Source organism: Pseudarthrobacter sp. GQ63, from assembly GCF_059758765.1.
On record NZ_JCAXEF010000002.1, the window covers coordinates 351,188 to 367,408 of the forward strand.

17 protein-coding genes are annotated in these 16,221 nt (G+C 65.9%); 1 reads left to right on the forward strand and 16 read right to left on the reverse strand.

Annotated features, from left to right (window positions below):
- From AC6CHP_RS06075 to pyrR, 4 genes are read right to left on the reverse strand one after another with little or no spacing between them, the layout of a single operon-like run.
- On the reverse strand, positions 1-519 hold the full coding sequence (locus tag AC6CHP_RS06075) for a PH-like domain-containing protein (RefSeq protein WP_498228573.1): 519 nt from the start codon (positions 517-519) through the stop codon (positions 1-3).
- Positions 519-1,868: a dihydroorotase gene (locus AC6CHP_RS06080; RefSeq protein ID WP_427116999.1), complete on the reverse strand. Its 1,350-nt coding sequence runs from the start codon at positions 1,866-1,868 to the stop codon at positions 519-521. Before AC6CHP_RS06080 ends, AC6CHP_RS06075 begins: the two co-directional genes overlap by 1 nt.
- A complete protein-coding gene (locus AC6CHP_RS06085) occupies positions 1,868-2,893 on the reverse strand; it encodes an aspartate carbamoyltransferase catalytic subunit (protein ID WP_188729561.1) in 1,026 nt (341 codons plus the stop codon). Before AC6CHP_RS06085 ends, AC6CHP_RS06080 begins: the two co-directional genes overlap by 1 nt.
- Positions 2,890-3,477 (reverse strand): bifunctional pyr operon transcriptional regulator/uracil phosphoribosyltransferase PyrR, encoded by a 588-nt coding sequence (pyrR, locus tag AC6CHP_RS06090; RefSeq protein WP_498228576.1) that lies wholly within the window; start codon positions 3,475-3,477, stop codon positions 2,890-2,892. Before pyrR ends, AC6CHP_RS06085 begins: the two co-directional genes overlap by 4 nt.
- A gap of 177 nt (positions 3,478-3,654) precedes the next feature.
- On the opposite strand from pyrR, the gene AC6CHP_RS06095 reads away from it, so the two are divergent.
- Entirely contained in the window at positions 3,655-4,932 is a 1,278-nt protein-coding gene (locus AC6CHP_RS06095) for a PrsW family intramembrane metalloprotease (protein WP_498228578.1), read from the forward strand.
- Positions 4,933-5,032: 100 nt separating this feature from the next.
- Here the strand turns inward: AC6CHP_RS06095 and nusB are convergent, their stop codons facing one another.
- The 12 genes from nusB to AC6CHP_RS06155 form a co-directional block, all read right to left on the reverse strand.
- A complete protein-coding gene (gene nusB / locus AC6CHP_RS06100) occupies positions 5,033-5,443 on the reverse strand; it encodes a transcription antitermination factor NusB (protein ID WP_066276198.1) in 411 nt (136 codons plus the stop codon).
- Positions 5,443-6,006 carry an elongation factor P gene (gene efp / locus AC6CHP_RS06105; RefSeq protein ID WP_066276200.1) on the reverse strand — a complete coding sequence of 188 codons (564 nt, stop codon included), beginning with the start codon at positions 6,004-6,006 and terminating at the stop codon, positions 5,443-5,445. The genes nusB and efp overlap by 1 nt, the downstream gene beginning before the upstream one ends.
- A 190-nt stretch (positions 6,007-6,196) precedes the next feature.
- Positions 6,197-6,715: a tetratricopeptide repeat protein gene (locus AC6CHP_RS06110; RefSeq protein WP_427116997.1), complete on the reverse strand. Its 519-nt coding sequence runs from the start codon at positions 6,713-6,715 to the stop codon at positions 6,197-6,199.
- Positions 6,715-7,806 carry a 3-dehydroquinate synthase gene (aroB, locus tag AC6CHP_RS06115; protein ID WP_104185929.1) on the reverse strand — a complete coding sequence of 364 codons (1,092 nt, stop codon included), beginning with the start codon at positions 7,804-7,806 and terminating at the stop codon, positions 6,715-6,717. The genes AC6CHP_RS06110 and aroB overlap by 1 nt, the downstream gene beginning before the upstream one ends.
- Positions 7,803-8,369, reverse strand: a complete 567-nt coding sequence (locus tag AC6CHP_RS06120) for a shikimate kinase (protein WP_188729558.1) — start codon at positions 8,367-8,369, stop codon at positions 7,803-7,805. Before AC6CHP_RS06120 ends, aroB begins: the two co-directional genes overlap by 4 nt.
- On the reverse strand, positions 8,370-9,569 hold the full coding sequence (gene aroC, locus AC6CHP_RS06125; RefSeq protein ID WP_427116995.1) for a chorismate synthase: 1,200 nt from the start codon (positions 9,567-9,569) through the stop codon (positions 8,370-8,372).
- Positions 9,570-9,595: 26 nt separating this feature from the next.
- Complete coding sequence (locus tag AC6CHP_RS06130) at positions 9,596-10,456, reverse strand: shikimate dehydrogenase (RefSeq protein ID WP_427116993.1); 861 nt, start codon at positions 10,454-10,456, stop codon at positions 9,596-9,598.
- Positions 10,453-12,075: an endolytic transglycosylase MltG gene (gene mltG, locus AC6CHP_RS06135; RefSeq protein WP_498228582.1), complete on the reverse strand. Its 1,623-nt coding sequence runs from the start codon at positions 12,073-12,075 to the stop codon at positions 10,453-10,455. Before mltG ends, AC6CHP_RS06130 begins: the two co-directional genes overlap by 4 nt.
- Positions 12,072-12,668 (reverse strand): Holliday junction resolvase RuvX, encoded by a 597-nt coding sequence (gene ruvX, locus AC6CHP_RS06140; protein WP_498228583.1) that lies wholly within the window; start codon positions 12,666-12,668, stop codon positions 12,072-12,074. The genes mltG and ruvX overlap by 4 nt, the downstream gene beginning before the upstream one ends.
- A gap of 7 nt (positions 12,669-12,675) precedes the next feature.
- Positions 12,676-15,354: an alanine--tRNA ligase gene (gene alaS, locus AC6CHP_RS06145; protein WP_498228585.1), complete on the reverse strand. Its 2,679-nt coding sequence runs from the start codon at positions 15,352-15,354 to the stop codon at positions 12,676-12,678.
- 148 nt (positions 15,355-15,502) lie between these two features.
- Positions 15,503-15,745, reverse strand: coding sequence for a hypothetical protein (locus AC6CHP_RS06150; protein WP_229666262.1), 243 nt, complete (start codon positions 15,743-15,745; stop codon positions 15,503-15,505).
- Between the two features lie 16 nt (positions 15,746-15,761).
- Positions 15,762-16,136 carry a DUF948 domain-containing protein gene (locus AC6CHP_RS06155; protein ID WP_104185937.1) on the reverse strand — a complete coding sequence of 125 codons (375 nt, stop codon included), beginning with the start codon at positions 16,134-16,136 and terminating at the stop codon, positions 15,762-15,764.
- Between the last annotated feature and the right edge of the window lie 85 nt (positions 16,137-16,221).

The following is a 16,221-nucleotide window of genomic DNA, read 5'->3' on the forward strand; positions in this document are numbered from 1 at the left end:
TTACTTTCCACTGTTGGCGTCAGCCGCCGGGGCTGAAGAAATCAATTCCTGAAGTGCTTCGAAGAGCCGGTCCTTGGCCGCCGCACGGCGGGTGCGGAAGCCGGAGTCCAGTTCGTGGCTGCCGTGTACCCAGGACAGGACCAGGAGTCCGTCCTTTTCCACGAATTTACCTGCCATGCCGCTGTCCTGCCGGACGCCGGTGAGTGATGCGGCCGGGATGTAGAGGGCGGGAGCGCCCGACCGGTCGAAAAGGACGCCGTGCGGATACACCTCGAGGGTTGAGGTGGTCCTGATCCCCAGGCCGTGCACCGCGATCCGGTCCAGCCAGTCGCCGGCGGTGGTGGTGGCCACGTACTGCCCTTCCGCACCGGCGGTCGGCTCGCCAGGTTCGGCGGGCACGGGAGGCAGCTGGCCGACGTCGGACTGGCGGCGGAGCCTGCTGCGCCAGCCGATGGCGAGGAGGACAAACACGACGGCGATGATCGCCAGCATCGCCAGTCCCGGAAGGATTTTCTCCATCAGGCGACGCCTGCGGTTGCGTCGGCGTAGGGGTACGGCGTGTTGAGTTCACCGTCGAGGACAGTGGGGTGCCCCTTGAAGAAGGTGGCCACCACCCTGCCGGGCAGTTCCCTTCCCTTGAACGGCGAATTCCGGCCCATGGTTGCCATGCTGAACGGATCGACAGTCCAGCGGGCAGCCGGATCCACCAGGATGACGTTCGCGGGCTCCCCCGCCTCCAGCGGCCGGCCCTGGTCAGCCAGCCGGCCGATCTTCGCCGCAGCGGTGGAGGTGACGCGGGCGAAGTCCGCCCACGTCATGAGGCCGGTTTCGATCATGGTGTGCTGGACCACGGAGAGGGCGGTTTCCAGCCCCGTCATACCCATGGCCGCCTGCGCCCACTCGCATTCCTTGTGCTCGCTGGGGTGCGGGGCGTGGTCGGTACCCACGACGTCGATGGTGCCGTCCGCCAGGCCGGCGCGCAGCGCCTGGACGTCAGCGTCGGTGCGCAGCGGCGGGTTGACCTTGAAGACGGGGTCGTAGCTGCGGACCAGGTCATCGGTCAGCAGCAGGTGGTGCGGCGTCACCTCAGCCGTGACGTTGATCCCCCGCTCCTTGGCCCAGCGGATGATTTCCACGGAGCCGGCGGTGGAGACGTGGCAGACGTGCAGCCGGGAACCAACGTGCTGCGCCAGCAGGACGTCGCGGGCAATGATGCTTTCCTCCGCCACGGCGGGCCAGCCTGCGAGGCCGAGTACAGCGGACACCTCGCCCTCGTTCATCTGGGCGCCGGCAGTAAGGCGCGGCTCCTGCGCGTGCTGGGCCACCACGCCGTCGAACGCCTTGACGTATTCCAGCGCACGGCGCATCAGCACGGGATCGTGGACGCAGATGCCGTCGTCGGAGAACATCCGGACGCGTGCGCGGGAATCGGCCATGGCCCCCAGCTCGGCCAGCTGCTCGCCCGCCAGGCCCACGGTGACCGCACCGACCGGCCGCACGTCCACCCAGCCGGCTGCCCGGCCGAGGGTATAAACCTGCTCCACAACGCCCGCAGTGTCTGCCACGGGCGTGCTGTTGGCCATGGCATGCACGGCGGTGTAGCCGCCCAGGGCCGCTGCGCGGGTACCCGTCTCCACGGTTTCGGCGTCCTCGCGGCCGGGCTCGCGGAGGTGCGTGTGCACGTCCACCATGCCGGGCAGCGCCACCAGGCCGGTAGCGTCGATGACGGTGACGTCGTTGGCCCTGCCTTCCGTATTGAGGCCGGTTCCGGTTTCGGCGATGACGCCGTCGCGGATCAGCAGGTCCGCCGGTTCGCCGCCCAGGATCGAGGCGCCGCGGATCAGGTAGGTTCCGGTGTTGGCTGCCATCAGTTGCTCTCCTTGGTGGAATGGGTGCCGGCGTACGCCAGGGCTGGGGTGGCGGCTGGTTCCCGGGTGTCTCCCGAAAGCAGCAGGTAGAGGGCGGCCATCCGCACCGAGACGCCGTTGCGGACCTGGGCCAGCACGGTGGATCGGGGTGAGTCTGCGGCAGCCGCGGAAATCTCCAGGCCACGGTTCATGGGGCCCGGGTGCATGATGATGGTGTCCTTCATGCCCAGCGTGTCCAGGGCTTTCAGGCGGTTGTCATCGAATCCCCACCGCCGGGAGTACTCACGGGTACTGGGGAAGAAGGATGCGTTCATGCGTTCGCCCTGGACCCGCAGCATCATCACGGCGTCGACGCCCTGCTCGAGCGTTTCGTCCATGTTGTAGCTGACCTTGCAGGGCCACTTTTCGACGCCGATGGGCAGCAGCGTGGGCGGGGCCACCAGGGTCACTTCCGCCCCGAGCGTACGGAGCAGCCAGACGTTGGAACGGGCCACCCTGGAGTGCAGGACGTCCCCGGCGATGGCAACCCGCATGCCCTTGAGGTCCGCACCTTCGGAACCGGTACCGGCCAGGCGCGCCCAGTGCCTGCGCATGGTGAACGCATCCAGCAGGGCCTGGGTGGGGTGTTCGTGCGTGCCGTCGCCGGCGTTGATCACGGCAGCGTCAATCCAGTCCGTGGCTGCGAGGCGGTGCGGTGCGCCTGAGGCCCAGTGACGGATGACGACGGCGTCCGCTCCCATGGCGGACAGCGTCTGGGCGGTGTCCTTCAGGGACTCACCCTTGGACACCGAGGAGCCTTTGGCCGCGAAGTTGATGACATCCGCACTAAGCCGCTTGGCGGCGGCTTCGAAGGAGATCCGGGTGCGGGTGGAGTCCTCGAAGAAGAGGTTCACCACGGTGCGGCCGCGGAGCGCCGGGAGCTTCTTGACCTCGCGGTCGCCTACCGCTGCCATCTCCTCGGCGGTGTCCAGGATACGGATCGCATTGGCGAGGCTGAGGTTCTCGGTGGAGAGCAGGTGCTTCATGAACGGCCCTCGATAACTACCTCGTTGACCGGCGTGCCGCCAGGGGCTGTGTCGGTCTCAGCCAGCCGGACCCGGACCTTTTCTGCCGACGATGTGGGCAGGTTCTTGCCCACGTGGTCGGCCCGGATGGGGAGTTCGCGGTGGCCGCGGTCGATCAGCACAGCGAGCCGGACGATGCGCGGACGGCCGAGGTCGACGAGCGCGTCAAGGGCGGCGCGGATGGTGCGGCCGGAGTACAGGACGTCGTCAATGAGGACAACCACCTTGTTGTCGATGCCCGTCCGGGGCAGCTTGGTGGGGTACGGCGGCCTGGTCCCCTGGTGGGAGAGGTCATCACGGAACATCGTGACATCCAGCTGGCCAACGATGGCGGCGGCGTCAACGCTGCTGTCCGCGGCGGCGATTTTTTCGGCGAGGCGCGATGCCAGCGGGTATCCGCGGCGCGGGATGCCCAGCAGGACGAGGTCCTGCGAACCCTTATTGGCTTCAAGGATCTCATGGGCGATACGAGTGAGGGCCCGGTCAATGTCCGCCTGGCTGAGGACAACCCTGGCTGGAACCGGTGCGCTGGTGACAGAAGTCAACGCTCGTCTCCCCTTTCCCCGCCTCACAGGACGGAATTAAAAAAGGATCATGTGCGTTTCAAAATTACCACACGGGTTTCCGGGTGCCCGTGCCGGGAGGACGCGGTACTGATCACACTGCACCGGCCCGGCGCCGCTGTCCTTGGAGGCGCAGCGGCCCGCACCTAGGCTGTCGTTATGCCGACGAATCCGCGACACCCTGCCTCCGGGCCGCCCGACGATCCCAGGCTGCGGGGAACTGCGCCGCTCCCGGGCGAAGCCAACCCCAGCTGGATGGGGCATGTGGAGCCCGGGAACTACCGTCCGGCGCCGGGACACGTGGGCAGGCCCGTGGACACGGTAGTGCCGCCGCAGGTCCAGGGAGCCGTGATGAAGGCCGGCCGGTCGCGCAGCGGCCTGGTGGGGTTGACGGTTGGTGGGAGCACCCTTGCCTTTCTCAGCCTGTTCCTGGTGGTCCCGTTCCTGCTGTCCAACACCGGGCCGGCCGGGTTCCTGGTGGGATTCCTCGCGTCCCTGGTTCCGCTCTCAGTGGTTCTCCTGGCCGTGCACATCATTGACAAGTGGGAACCTGAACCGAAGCGGCTGCTCTTCTTCGCGTTTACCTGGGGCGCTGCGGTATCCATTGCAGTAACCCTGCTGATCCAGCCGTTCTTTGTCCTGGCGTTCCAGTTTTCCGACGGGGCCGACCTCCAGGCCTACATGGCCACGGTGCAGGCCCCCATCGTGGAGGAGTTCGCAAAGTCACTGGGGCTGCTGATACTCCTCCTGATGGCAAGGAAGCACTTTGACGGACCGGTGGATGGCGTGGTGTTTGCGTTCACCATCGCAGGGGGTTTTGCCTTCACGGAGAACATCCTGTACTTCGGCCGGGCCGTTGCGGAGTCCGCGGATCCCGCCGGCGACTTTGCCCAGGTCTTCTTCCTCCGCGGCGTCATGTCGCCTTTTGCGCACGCCATCTTCACCGGCACCACGGGCCTGGTGATGGGGTTCGCGGCCCGGCGCTGGCATGCGGGTGCCTCGGTGGCAGCCTTCTTCGTGGGGCTGCTGCCGGCCATGTTCCTGCACAACCGCTGGAACAGCATGGGGCAGGGCTTCCTGGCGGAGTACCTCATGGTCCAGGTGCCCATCTTTTTCTTCGCCATTGGCGGCATCATCCTGTTGCGGGTGGCGGAGAAACGCCTGACCCGGCAGCGCCTGCTGGAGTACTCATCCGCCGGCTGGTTCACGCCGGCCGAGGTGGAGCTGATGGCCACCCTGGGCGGCCGGCGCACTGCCCTGAACTGGGCTGGGAACTACGGCAGGAAACGGCAGATGAGGGAATTCCTGAAAGCCGCCACCCGGCTGGCCAACACCCGCCAGCGCATCCTGAGCGGCCGCGACGTCCAGCTGCACCAGGCTGAGGAGCGGCAGCAGCTGCAGCGCATCCTGGCCCTGCGGGCCGCCGTCGCACACTGAACAGGCCGAAAGCCCCGCCATGCGGGCCTTAACGGCAGAAGGACCGGCCTCCACATCCGTGGCGGCCGGTCCTTCTGGTGTTGCTGTAGGTTGGTGATGCTCAGGCGAGCAGCGACGGCTTCAGCTGCTGCAGGCGGCCCAGCAGGCCGTTGATGAACTGCGGTGATTCGTCAGTGGACAGGGTCTTCGCCAGTGCCACAGCTTCGCTGACCGCGACGCCGTCAGGGACGTCGTCGTTGTACAGGAGCTCCCACGTGCCGATGCGCAGGATAATGCGGTCCACGGAGGGCATCCGCTCCAGGCTCCAGCCCTGGGAGTACGTTTCCAGGAACTCGTCGATGGCTGCCTGGTGGGAGACAACGCCCTCAACGATTTCGATGGTGTACGGGTTTACCACCTGGTCAGTCTTTTCGCGCCGCGAGCGGATCACGTCAAAAGCCGAAACCGAGCGCTGCTCGGCTTCGAAGAGAACATCCAGTGCCCTGTTGCGGGCTTTACCGCGGGCGCTCACTACTCGGTGACCCGGCCCAGGTAGCTGCCATCGCGGGTGTCCACCTTGACCTTGGTGTTGTTCTCGATGAACAGCGGCACCTGGATCTCGTAGCCCGTTTCCAGGGTTGCGGGCTTGGTGCCGGCGGAGGAGCGGTCGCCCTGCAGGCCCGGCTCGGTGTAGGTGATCTCGAGGACAACGCTTGGGGGCAGTTCGATGTAGAGCGGATTGCCCTCGTGGATGGCGATGTTGACCATCTGGTTTTCGAGCATGAAGTTGGTGGCGTCGCCCACGGTAGCGCCGGAGACCGTGATCTGGTCGTAGTCGGAGGTGTCCATGAACACGAAGTCCGCACCGTCCTGGTACAGGTACTGGTAGTCGCGGCGGTCCACGGTGGCGGTCTCGATCTTGAGCCCGGCGTTGAACGTCTTGTCCACGACCTTGCCGGACATCACGTTGCGCATCTTGGTGCGGACGAACGCACCGCCCTTGCCAGGCTTGACGTGCTGGAATTCGATGATGTTCCAGAGCTGGCCCTCAAGCTTAAGGACCGTTCCGTTCTTGATGTCGTTAGTGGTTGCCACTGTTTCCTCTGGTTTCTCTGTCTGGTCGCGTTGTCAGACGTTGTATGCCGGGCAGACAGGCCAAACGGACTGCCAGCGCGTGTTTGTCAAAAATCGGGGAGTTAAAAATTCAAGAACCATTCTACCGGTAAATTCCGGGCACCCTTCGGCCCAGCCCCCAAGCCGCACTCCAGCCGGGCCGCAGGCAGCGTCAGCAGGCGAGCTCCAGCACGTCCCTCGCACGCTGCAGCGCCACTGTGGACGAGTAGATTTGGGCAGCATCAGCGGACTGTGCAACCCGGAGGTCCAGTGCGCGTGCAAAGGATTCGACTGCTGCGGACATCTGCCCGGCGCTGTATTGGGTCTTGCCCAGGAACTGCCACACGAGGGCCTCGCGCGGTGTTCCGTGAACCTCGGCCAGGAGCTGGCGGAACAGCTCGACAGCCCGGTCCAGCCGGTTGGAGACGCGAAGGACTTCAGCTTCGAAGGCACGCAGCCGGAAGGATTCGGGGTCCTTGAAACGTGCTTCGGCGAGCAGTTCGGCGGCCTCGGACGCGTGTCCTTCCACCAGGAGCACGAAGATGTGGTCAGCGGGATCCGTGGATACCGCCAGTGCCTCGCGGCAGGAGTTCTGGTTCACGATTTCCGGCAGCAGCGATTCGGGGTTGATCCGAATCCCCGGGAAACCCGCATCCGGCCAGTCAGCTGTTCCTCCCATGTCGCCCTGCATCAGGAAGCAATTTCCTGGTAGGCCGCAAACAGCAGCGAGGTGTCCGGGACATCGAGGATCCCCGGTTTGGCCACGCCGTCCAGGACGACGAACCGCAGCAGGTCCCCGCGGGACTTCTTGTCCCGGCGCATCCCGTCCAGCAGACCCTGCCAGCGGTCCCGCCGGTACGTGACCGGCAGCCCCAGGCTCTCAAGGATGCTCCGGTGACGGTCGGCGTCGGCATCGCTGAGGCGCCCCACACTGCGGGCAAGTTCGGCGGCGAACATCATGCCCACCGAAACGGCCGCACCGTGGCGCCAGGAGTACCGCTCAACCAGTTCGATGGCGTGGCCCAGGGTGTGCCCGTAGTTCAGGATTTCCCGCAGCCCGGATTCCTTCAGGTCCTCCGAAACCACCTTGGCCTTGACGGCGATGGCACGTTCGATCAGTTCCCGCAGGACGTCGGACTGGGGATCCGCCACCGCCGCAGGGTCCTTTTCCACGAGGTCGAGGATGGCGGGATCAGCGATGAAACCGCACTTGATGACTTCCGCCATGCCGGAGATCATCTCGTTTCGCGGCAGCGTTTCCAGGGTGTCCAGGTCAGCCAGCACCGCGGCCGGAGGGTGGAAGGCGCCCACAAGGTTCTTGCCCTCGGCGGTGTTGATTCCGGTCTTCCCGCCCACGGACGCGTCCACCATGCCGAGTAGGCTGGTGGGCATGTGGATGACCTTGACGCCGCGCAGCCAGGTGGCGGCGACGAAGCCGGCGAGGTCTGTTACCGCGCCTCCCCCGACGGCCACAATGGCGTCGGAGCGGGTGAAGTCGTTCTGCCCAAGGACCTGCCAGCAGAAGGCGGCCACCTGGATGTGCTTGCCTTCTTCGGCGTCCGGAATCTCCGCGGTCAGGGAGGTGAATCCGGCTGCTGCGAGTTCGTCCCGGACCGTGTCACCGGTCAGCCGCAGCGCACGCGGGTGGATGACGAGCACGCGGCGGACGCGTTCCCCCAGCAATCCGGGAAGGTCACCGAGCAGCCCCCGGCCGACGACGACGTCGTAGTTCTCAGCGGCGGAACCGCCGGTGACGCTGATGACTGTTGATTCGGTGCTCACTTTTCAACTTCCTGTTTGGCAGCTGCGTAATCGCGCAGTGCTGCTTCGAGCCGGCCGCCCAGCTCGGAAACCGAGCCGTGGCGCACGTCCAGGGTGATGTCGGCAAGCCGCTCATAGACCGGCCTGCGGGTGGCGAACATGGCCGTCCAGCGGCCCATTGCGTCCCCGGCCAGCAGCGGGCGCCCGGAGTTGCGGGCAATGCGGCCGGCGACCGTTTGTGCGTCGCATTCGAGGTATACAACGGTGCAGCGGCTAATAAGCTGCTGCGTTCCGGAGTCCAGCACCGCACCTCCGCCCAGGGAGATGACGGTGACGGTATCGTCGGCCGCTTCGACGACGGCGGCCACGGTCCGTGCTTCGATCTCACGGAACGCGTGCTCGCCACGGCCGGCAAAAATGTCCGCAATGGATCCGTGCCCTGCAACGATAACAGCGTCCGTGTCCACAAAGGGAACTCCGAGCTGGAGCGCCAGTTGCTGCCCTATAGCCGATTTTCCGACCGCCATCGGCCCGATCAGGACGATGGGACGCCCTGCGGGTCCGGTTTTGCTGCGATGGGGCACTTACTGGCCGATCGAGTCCAGGGACGCCGGAATGTTGTCCAGGTAACCCTTGATGTTGCGTGCGGTTTCGGCCACCGAGTCACCGCCGAACTTCTCGGTGACGGCCTCGGCCAGCACCAGGGCCACCATGGCTTCGGCCACTACGCCGGCAGCGGGGACAGCACACACGTCCGAACGCTGGTGGTGCGCCTTGGCGGGCTCACCCGTGCTGACGTCGATGGTCTTCAAGGCGCGCGGGACGGTGGCGATGGGCTTCATGGCGGCGCGGACACGCAGGACGTCGCCGATGCTCATGCCGCCTTCGATGCCGCCGGCACGGTTGCTGGTCCGGACGATCCGGCCGCCGGCGTCCCTGACGATTTCGTCGTGGGCGGCGGAGCCGCGGCGCGACGCGGTCAGGAATCCGTCGCCGACTTCCACGCCCTTGATGGCCTGGATTCCCATCAGGGCCGCGGCAAGGCGGGAATCCAGCCGCCGGTCCCAGTGGACGTAGCTGCCCAGTCCCGGCGGGAGCCCGTAGGCAAGGACCTCCACTACGCCGCCCAGGGTTTCGCCTTCCTTGTGCGCCGCATCAACCTCCGCCACCATGGCGTCCGAGGTTTCCCGGTCGAAGCAGCGCAGGGGGTCGGCATCAAGCGCAAGGACGTCGGACGGCACGGGCAGCGGACGCCCTTCGGGAACCGTGACGCTGGCGATGCTGACGGTGTGGCTGACCAGCTCGATGCCGAGGTGCTTGAGGAACTGCGCAGCCACGGTGCCCATGGCCACCCGTGTTGCTGTTTCGCGTGCGCTGGCGCGCTCCAGGACGGGGCGGGCCTCGTCAAAGCCGTACTTCTGCATGCCGGTGAAGTCGGCGTGGCCGGGCCGGGGACGGGTCAACGGCGCGTTCCGGGCCTGGTCAGCAAGAATTTCCGGATCCACGGGGTCGGCAGACATGATCTGCTCCCACTTGGGCCATTCGGTGTTTCCCACCTGGATGGCCACGGGTCCGCCCTGCGTCAGGCCGTGGCGGACGCCGCCCAGAATGGTCACAACGTCCTGTTCGAACTTCATGCGTGCTCCGCGTCCGTAGCCGAGGCGGCGGCGGGCCAGCGAGTCTGCGATATGCCCGCTCGTGATTTCCACACCGGCGGGGACGCCTTCAATAATTCCCATCAGAGCCGGACCATGGGATTCACCGGCAGTCAACCAACGCAACATAATTTCCATCCTGCCACGTATGGCGGTCACAACGCCCGTCGGGGAAGGCCGACTGCGTCACACATCACATCTATGACAGCTGCGTTAACGTCTTCGTCCCGGCGGGTGAATAGGCGCACCTGCTCCACCGCCTGGTACAGGAGCATTTCCAGTCCGGGCACCACGGTTCCGCCCCCGGCCTGCCACACGGAGGCCAGCAGGCTGGGCCACGGATCATAGGCGACGTCCAGCAGGACTCCGGGCAGGCTGGTCTTGAGGGAAGCCAGTTCAGCCGCCAGTCCGTCCGCTGCACGCGGCGGGAGGGTGGAAATGACGACGTCGGCCTCTGCCGTGGGACGGGCCGCCTCCGCCAGGGTGCGGATCTCCAAGGAGACGTCCAGGCTGTCCGCAGCGGCGCGGACATCGGCGGTCCGGGACGTATCCCGGACAAAGACCTTGGCCTGGCTGGCACCGAGGTCCTTGAGTGCCGCGACTGCCGAGGCTGCAGTTCCCCCTCCCCCAAGGATCACAGCGGCCGGGGCCGCGCCGGCACCCGCGTGCTGCAGTGCATTGACGATGCCGGCAACGTCGGTGTTGGAGCCAATGGTTCGCCGGGTGCCACCGTGCTCCTCAAACGAGACGGTGTTGACGACGCCAAGGGTCCTGGCCACGCCGCGGACTTCGTCCACCTGCCCGAGCATCGCCGTCTTCAAGGGCATTGTGACGGAGAGGCCGCGCCAGCCCGGCTGATCGCGGATCTGCCCCATCAGGGACGGCAGCAGCAGCTCCGTGACGTCGATTGCCGTGTAGCTGATCCCGATCCCCAGCTGGCTGTAGGCAGCCAGATGCAGTGCCGGCGACTTCGAGTGGCTTATCGGATGGCCCAGGACGGCAGCCCGAAGGCTCACGTGCAACGTCCGACGTTGGCCGTGCACCAGGCGTTGTACTGCTCCACGTAGGTGTTGTGCTCGGCGAGCGTCCTGGAGAACTTGGTTTCCTTGGTGTCCAGGTTGATGGTCACCCAGTACAGGTAGTCGTTGGTCTTGGGCCTGGCGGCAGCGTCGATCGCAGTCTTTCCCGGGGATCCGATGGGTCCCGGCGGCAGGCCCGGATTCGCATAGGTGTTGTACGGGTTGGACTTGTCCTGGCGCTGTTCGTCAGTGAAGTTGTAGCTCTTGGTGCCCAGGCCGTAGGTCACGGCCGAGTCCACCTGCAGGAAACCTCCGGTCTGGTCGTTGGGCTTGAGCCGGTTGTAGATGGCACCTGCCACGTCCCCGTACTCCGCCTGGCCACCCTCGGCCTGGACGATGCTGGCGACGATTACGGCCTCGTACTGCTTGGCTGGGTCCGTGATGCCCTGCGACACAAGTTCGTCAGTTGTGATCTTGACCAGGGACTGGAGGATGTCCTTTGCCGGAGTGCCAAGGGGGAAGCGGTGCTCCCCCGGGGCCAGGTACCCCTCGAGGTTTTTGGCGTTGGCCGGAAGACCGAACTGGGCCGGCTCGTTGCTGAGGGCCTGCAGGTTCTGGACGGAGATTCCGGATCCCTGTGAGATCGCCTGCAGGGACTCACCGATGCGCAATCCGGCGCTGAGAGCGAAGTAGATGACTTTTTCCTGGTCCTTGCCCAGGAGGACATTCACGGCGTCGGAATTCTTCATCTCCGACTTGAACGTGTAGTCACCCGGGGAAAGGATGCCGCCGGATGCGCTGAAGCTCTGGAGGAACGTATCGGCATTTGCCACCACACCCTCGCTTTCCAGCTTGGAGGCAATGGAACGGGTGCCTTCACCGTTTTCGACTGTGACAACCACTTCGCCCGAACCAGGCCCCGGAAAGTCGCTGGGCTTGTCGCTGCCAAGCAGCGGCTTGAGGAACTGCGCTCCGACGGCGACAGCCGTGACAAAAACGGCAAGGGTCAGGAACAGCGCCAGGAGGCGCCGGCGCCGGCGCACCTTCTTCGACGGCTTGGCCACTACGGTTGCTGCGGCCGAAGCAGGAAGGAGTTCATGGTGGTGCGCACCGTCGTCGTGCCCCTCTTCGTAGTGGGTCCCGTCGTCGTGCCCGCCCCCATAGTGCGTTCCGTCATAGTGTCCATCGTGCTGGTGCACGCCGGCCGCATAGCCGTGCCCGTCTGCGTAGCCGGGTTCTTCGTAGTGGGGTTCGTCGCTGTAATGCGCGCCCGCCGCGTGCTGATGACCTGCAAGGGCTGGTTCGTGGTGATCGTCCTGGATGGACGGCGGGGTGGCGGGAGCAGCCGGAATCAGGGGCTCTTCCACCCGGTCCTGCGGTGCCGGTTCTTCACGCAATGCTTCATCCTGACGCCGGGGGTCTGCTTCTGCGGCCGCGGGGGGTTCCGCGGGCAGCGGTGGAATGTCGTGGCCGGTCTCGTAGGCCTGTTCCGGAACGGCATCGTGGCCTCCGGCGTTGAGGGTCTTTTCCCGTTCGCGGAGTTCCTTGCGGGTTAGCGGCCTTCCTGCCCCCGCGTCCAGAGGGTTGGAAGAGTCGTCAATGTTGGCAGGGCTCACTGGTGCCTTCCATTATCTGAAGATCGGTCCGTATCGCCGGGTGTGGCGGGCACCGTTTCCGGCCCGCTGCCTCCCATGTCCACGGAAGGGGGTGGCGCCGTCACGCGTGAGCCGACGTCCGCTCCCCTGGCTTTCTGCATGTCGATGGCGTGCTGAAGGATACCTGCCGCCGCGACCTGATCAACTACTTTACGGTGGTTCCTGCTGCTCATGCCAGCTTCGTGCAGGCTCCGGTGGGCGCTGACACTGCTCAGCCGTTCATCCACCAGGTTCACCGGCACCGCCAGGTCCCGGGCAGCGAGCTCGCCAACCAGCAGGTGGGCGTAGTCCGTGGCCATCATGGCAGAGGCCCGTTCCTCACCCTTCATGGTGCGTGGCAGGCCCACAAAAACCTGGACGGCACCGAGTTCCTGCACCAGGCTGGCAATGACCCGGACGTCTGAATTCTTCCTGGCGTTACGGTCCAGTGTCTTGTAGGGCGTCGCCAGGATGGAATCGCGGTCGCAGATGGCAACCCCCACCCGGACGGTGCCGACGTCCACCCCCAGTTTGATGCCCTGGGGGTAGTCGCCGGCAGCAGCAGGATCGGTCATCGGAGGATTAGCGCCGCGAAATGGCGTCGACGACGGCGGAGAGGGCCTGGCCTACCTGGCCGGCGTCGGTTCCGCCGCCCTGGGCGACGTCGTCCTTTCCGCCGCCGCCACCACCGAGGATCCCTGCGGCGAGGCGCACCAGGGCTCCTGCCTTGACACCGGCTTCCCGGGCGGCCTCGTTGGTGGCCACCAGGATGACGGGGCGGTCGTTGGCGACGCCGGCCACGGCCACGGCCGCGGGTGCGGAGCCGAGGCGGTTCCGAAGGTCCAGGGCAAGGCCGCGCAGGTCGTCAGCGCCGCTGACCTGTCCTGCGTCGTGGGCGATGACACTGACTCCGGAGGCATCCTTGGCGCTGCTGACCAGCTGGGCCGCAGCCCCAGCCAGCTGTTCCTTGCGGAGGCGGTCCAGTTCCTTCTCTGTCGCCTTGAGCTTTGCCAGCGTGGCGGCGATCCGGTCTGCAAGCTGGCCGGAGGGAACCTTCAGCATGTCGGTGAGCTCGGTGACCAGGGCGCGCTCGGCCGCCAGGTGGCGGAAAGCGTCCATGCCCACGAAGGCCTCCACACGCCGGTTTCCCGACCCGACGGACTGCTCGCCCAGCAGGGAAAGGCTGCCGATCAGGGACGTGTTGGAAACATGGGTGCCGCCGCAAAGCTCGCGCGACCAGGCGCCGTCGATCTCAACAACCCGGACTTCACTGCCGTAGTTCTCGCCAAAGAGCGCCATGGCGCCCAGTGCCTTGGCCTCAGCCAGGCCCATGACCTTGGTTTCCACCCGGAAGTTGTTCCGGATGGCCAGGTTGGAGACTTCCTCGATCTCGGACCGCGTGGCCGTGCTCAGCCCCTCGCCCCAGGCGAAGTCGAAGCGCAGGTAGCCGGCCTTGTTGTAGGAGCCGCGCTGGGTGGCTTCCGGGCCAAGGATCTGGTGGAGCGCGGCGTGCACAATGTGCGTGCCGGTGTGGGCTTGTTCAGCGGCGTGCCGGCGTTCGCGGTCGACGGCGGCACGGACCAGCGAGTCGGCCCCGATTTCGCCTTCGCGGACGATCGCCTTGTGCACGCTCAGGCCCTTGAGGGGGCGCTGGACGTCGAGCACCTCGACAACGAACCCGTCACCGGTGATCAGGCCGGTATCGGCGGCCTGGCCGCCTGCTTCGGCGTAGAAGGGCGTTTCGGAGAGTACCAGTTCGATTTCATCGCCAGTGGAAGCCTGATGGACCGCATGGCCGCCGGTGAGGATGCCGCGGACGCGGGACTCGCCGTCGAGCTCGGTGTAGCCGGTGAAGACCGTCTCACCCTGGGCCAGGATGTCCTGGAAGGCGCTGAGGTCCGCGTGGCCGCCCTTCTTGCCCTTGGCATCGGCCTGGGCGCGCTGGCGCTGTTCCTGCATGAGGCTGCGGAAGGCGGCCTCATCCACGTTGAGCCCTGCTTCCTCGGCCATTTCCAGGGTCAGGTCGATGGGGAAACCATAGGTGTCGTGCAGTGCGAAGGCGTCGGCCCCGGACAGCGGCTTGTTGGCGGCCTTGGATTCCTTGACGGCGTCCTCGAGGCGTGCGGTTCCGGAGGCGATGGTCCGCAGGAAGGCCTTCTCTTCGGCGTACGCGATGCGGCTGATCCGGGCGAAGTCCGTGTCCACTACGGGGTAGACGCCCTTCATGGCATCGCGTGATGCGGGAAGGAGTTCGGGCAGGCAGGCCTGTTCAACACCGAGGAGGCGCATGGAACGGACGGCACGGCGGATGAGCCGGCGCAGGACATAGCCGCGGCCCTCGTTGGAGGGGGTCACGCCGTCGGAGATCAGCATCAGGGCTGACCGGATGTGGTCGGCGACCACACGCATGCGGACGTCGTCCGTGTGGTGGGGGTCTTCGTCGGTCTCGGCGGATGTGTATTCCTTGCCGGAGAGCTCGGCAGCCTTGTCGATGACGGGGCGGACCTGGTCCGTCTCGTACATGTTCTCGACACCCTGCAGGATCATGGCCAGGCGTTCCATGCCCAGGCCGGTGTCGATGTTGCGCTTGGGCAGTTCGCCGACGACGTCGAAGTCTTCCTTCGAGCGGACGTTCTCGATCTGGTACTGCATGAACACAAGGTTCCAGATTTCGATGTAGCGGGTCTCGTCAGCCAGCGGGCCGCCCTCAACACCGTACTGGGGGCCGCGGTCGTAGTAGATCTCGGAGCAGGGACCGGCGGGACCGGGCTGCCCGGTGTGCCAGTAGTTGTCCGACTTGCCCATCTTCTGGATGCGCTCGGCTGGAACACCGGTGTTCTTAAGCCACAGGTCCTTGGCTTCGTCGTCCTCTTCGTAGACCGTCACCCAGAGCCGCTCGGGCGCCAGGCCGTAGCCGCCGTCGTCAACGCCCGTGGTCAGCAGCTCCCAGGCGAACTTGATGGCGTCTTCCTTGAAGTAGTCGCCGAAGGAAAAGTTGCCGCACATCTGGAAGAACGTTCCGTGGCGGGCAGTCTTGCCCACTTCCTCGATGTCACCGGTACGGATGCACTTCTGCACGCTGACGGCGCGCGAGTAGGGTGCTTCCTCCCTGGCGGTCAGGTAGGGAATGAACGGCACCATGCCGGCAACCGTGAACAGCAGCGAGGGGTCGCTGGAGACCAGCGATGCGGACGGAACCGCGGTGTGGCCCTTGCTGACAAAAAAGTCCATCCAGCGCTTTGTGATCTCCTGCGACTTCATGAGCTGTGTACTTACCCTTCTTGCTCCGCGCACTGTGCGTCGCGGAGGTTCATTCGCTGGGCGGCCCGTTGTGTACGGTGACCGCCGGTATGGTTCTAACGTGTGGCGCCTGCCCGGTTCCAACGTGCGGTGCCGGTCAGCAGGGTGGTCAGCGGCGGACCAGGTCTGCCGATTCGACGCCGAGGGCGGAGCGCAGGTCGGTTTCCCGCTCCCGCATTCCGGCGCGGACGGCGTCGGCAAAGTCGTAGACACCGTCGGCAAGGCGGTTCACGGAACGGTTGAGGCCCTCCGGGCCCAACGTCGACTGCATGCTGGCCTGCACCTCGGTCACCTTGCGGAAAGCGATCACTCCGATCGCCACGCCGATTCCCATCCAGATAAATCGTTTCATTCTCTTCTCCCGGAATCTAGCGGCTGCGGCGGCCGGCGGCAGGCTTCTTGCGCCCGGCCAGCGCGGAACGGACACCGTAGCTGAAGGCTGCCACCTTGATCAGCGGCGACCCCACGGTGGCGGCCACAAGGGAGGACAGGGCGGAAAGGTTTGCGGACGCGTCCGAAACGTTGGACGAGATGCCGTCCACTTTCTTCAGCTGCTGGTTGGTGGTGGAGACGGTGGCGGTGACTTCGTCCATAAGCGGCGTGGCGCCGTCGCTCAGGGACCGTATGGAAGTCCGGACCTCGTCCAGGACGCGGCCCAGCTTAAGGATGGGCACGGCGAGCAGCAGTACCAGGACTGCAAACACCCCGGCAGCGATCAGGCCGGCAATATCGCCACCAGACATAGACGTTCATCTCCTCGAAATTCTGTGGTTCGGTTGCATCCCGGCGGGTGCGCGTGAAACGCATTCCGCAGATGTCCCCAAAGTA

What these genes read in the sequence shown, in the direction of transcription:
- AC6CHP_RS06075 (WP_498228573.1), bottom strand. Translation starts at nt 519, where the DNA reads ATGGAGAAAATCCTTCCGGGACTGGCGATGCTGGCGATCATCGCCGTC.
- AC6CHP_RS06080 (WP_427116999.1), bottom strand. Translation starts at nt 1,868, where the DNA reads ATGGCAGCCAACACCGGAACCTACCTGATCCGCGGCGCCTCGATCCTG.
- AC6CHP_RS06085 (WP_188729561.1), bottom strand. Translation starts at nt 2,893, where the DNA reads ATGAAGCACCTGCTCTCCACCGAGAACCTCAGCCTCGCCAATGCGATC.
- AC6CHP_RS06095 (WP_498228578.1), top strand. Translation starts at nt 3,655, where the DNA reads ATGCCGACGAATCCGCGACACCCTGCCTCCGGGCCGCCCGACGATCCC.
- AC6CHP_RS06110 (WP_427116997.1), bottom strand. Translation starts at nt 6,715, where the DNA reads ATGCAGGGCGACATGGGAGGAACAGCTGACTGGCCGGATGCGGGTTTC.
- aroC (WP_427116995.1), bottom strand. Translation starts at nt 9,569, where the DNA reads ATGTTGCGTTGGTTGACTGCCGGTGAATCCCATGGTCCGGCTCTGATG.
- ruvX (WP_498228583.1), bottom strand. Translation starts at nt 12,668, where the DNA reads ATGACCGATCCTGCTGCTGCCGGCGACTACCCCCAGGGCATCAAACTG.
- alaS (WP_498228585.1), bottom strand. Translation starts at nt 15,354, where the DNA reads ATGAAGTCGCAGGAGATCACAAAGCGCTGGATGGACTTTTTTGTCAGC.
- AC6CHP_RS06150 (WP_229666262.1), bottom strand. Translation starts at nt 15,745, where the DNA reads ATGAAACGATTTATCTGGATGGGAATCGGCGTGGCGATCGGAGTGATC.
- AC6CHP_RS06155 (WP_104185937.1), bottom strand. Translation starts at nt 16,136, where the DNA reads ATGTCTGGTGGCGATATTGCCGGCCTGATCGCTGCCGGGGTGTTTGCA.